Origin of the sequence: Levilactobacillus hammesii DSM 16381 (genome assembly GCF_001434395.1) — a bacterium.
Taxonomy (GTDB): Bacteria; Bacillota; Bacilli; order Lactobacillales; family Lactobacillaceae; genus Levilactobacillus; species Levilactobacillus hammesii.
The window spans coordinates 1-1,703 of record NZ_AZFS01000047.1 but is presented as its reverse complement, the minus strand read 5'-3'; the positions used below and the strand labels follow the sequence as shown (position 1 = coordinate 1,703).

General features: G+C 41.9%; 2 protein-coding genes. Both read right to left on the bottom strand.

Translation table 11 applies throughout. From position 1 onward, the window contains the following. Positions 1-56 precede the first annotated feature (56 nt). A complete protein-coding gene (locus FD28_RS05635) occupies positions 57-953 on the bottom strand; it encodes an IS3 family transposase (RefSeq protein WP_057733473.1) in 897 nt (298 codons plus the stop codon). Beyond that, positions 950-1,633 carry a helix-turn-helix domain-containing protein gene (locus FD28_RS05630; protein ID WP_057733471.1) on the bottom strand — a complete coding sequence of 228 codons (684 nt, stop codon included), beginning with the start codon at positions 1,631-1,633 and terminating at the stop codon, positions 950-952. The genes FD28_RS05635 and FD28_RS05630 overlap by 4 nt, the downstream gene beginning before the upstream one ends. Positions 1,634-1,703 lie beyond the last annotated feature (70 nt).

The window sequence follows — 1,703 nt, the reverse complement described above, 5'->3', positions numbered from 1 at the left end:
TTGTACTAGTCCCTGTCAAGTTGACAGGTAAAATAATATAATTTTTCGAGTTCTGTCTAAGCGGCTTTGCCGCGGTATTCTGCCGCGGTGAAGCCGCTTCTTTGTGTGGTTCGGTCTATGTAATTGAAGTAGTGGATTCCTTCTTCAATTAGCGTTATGAGCTCTGCCTCAGTTTTCGGCATCGGATGACTATCTAGCCAGTTAAGTTTGAATTCATTCCACCAACGTTCCATCGGCGCATTATCATAAGGTGTTCCCGGCCGCGACATACTACGGACAACTTCATGCTCGGTCATTAGATCATTGAATGCTTTAGCTGTGAATGCTGAACCTCGGTCTGTATGGACCATCGGATGGACGTCTCCGGCATCTTTGAATGCTTGTTTAAAGGTATCCATCATGGCTTCGCTAGTTTCAGTAACACTTAGTTTGTAAGCTACTAAATAGCGACCATATAGATCTAAAACACCACATAATCGCATTTTATGCTCGCCATTAATTCCGTACCGAACTTCTGTAGAATCTGATAACCAGACTTGATTGGCGTCAGTCGCTAAATCAAATTGCCGATTTAAGATATTATCGCGTAATTCTTGTTCTGCTTGCTTAATCCGATGATGCTTTTTCACCCGACTCTGACATTTTAAGTGTAGGACAGCCATCAAGCGTTTTACGCGTTTTTCTGAAATGATAAAGTCGATGGTTTCATCATGCTCAAGATAATGCGTCATTTTCCCGGCACCGATTCTTTGGCGGTGTGCTTTGAAATGTTGGCGAATCTTTTGTTTGAGAATTGATTCTTGTACCTGCCAAGGCGTGTCCTCGTGGTGTTGCCATTGATTAAATGCCTGGCGGCTAATACCTATATGACGCAAGATAATTGCTTGAGCACCATGAATCTGCGAACTGATTTCTTGGATAGCTTGGTAAGCTAATTTACGCCGGCTATTCACTCCTTGTTCTGTAGTTCCTGGAATTTTTTTACGAAGAGATCTAGGACCTCCTGTTCTTTGAGCTTGGCTTTTAATTGCCGGTTTTCCAACTGAAGCTTTTCAACTTCGGTCATTTCTTCGATGGTTTTCGTTCGTCCACGACCGTCCTTAAGGGCGGTGTAGCCACTTTTTTTAGACTTGAGAACCCACGACCGAACTTGTTGGTATGACATATTAAAATGTTCTGCTGCTTGCGCATAAGTGTGTTTGCCAGCAGTAACGTATTCAACGATTTCAATTCGTTCCTCAAAGGTAGTTTTACGACTCATAATGCGGACCTGCTTTCTTGACTGAGCAGCTGTCAATACTTTATTGGTCCCATTATACTGGAATTTTTTAATCCAGTCCCTGAGTTGCCTTTCATTTCTTACTCCAAACCGCCTACTAATATCAATCAAGCTACCTTCATGATTTAAATAAGCTGTTACGGCTTGTTGTTTGATTTCTGGACTATAGCGTGTCCAATTGTGTCGTTCTTCCAGTCCCTTGATACCATCTTGCTTATAAAGATCTTGCCACCTTTCCAGACTGTGTTGGCCAATACCATACGATTTCAAATAAGCGGCCTTGGTTAACTCGGTCGTTGATAAGCCAGTGATAATCGCTACCTTTTCCTCAGGTGTGAATCTGGTTCTAGGCATAATAAAATCCCCTTAAGATTAATAGATGAATTATTGTTTTTCATCTGTCAATCTTAAGGGGACTATAGCA

Bases quoted from the DNA above. Each gene is read 5' to 3' on its own strand.
- FD28_RS05630 (WP_057733471.1), bottom strand. From the start codon at position 1,633: ATGCCTAGAACCAGATTCACACCTGAGGAAAAGGTAGCGATTATCACT.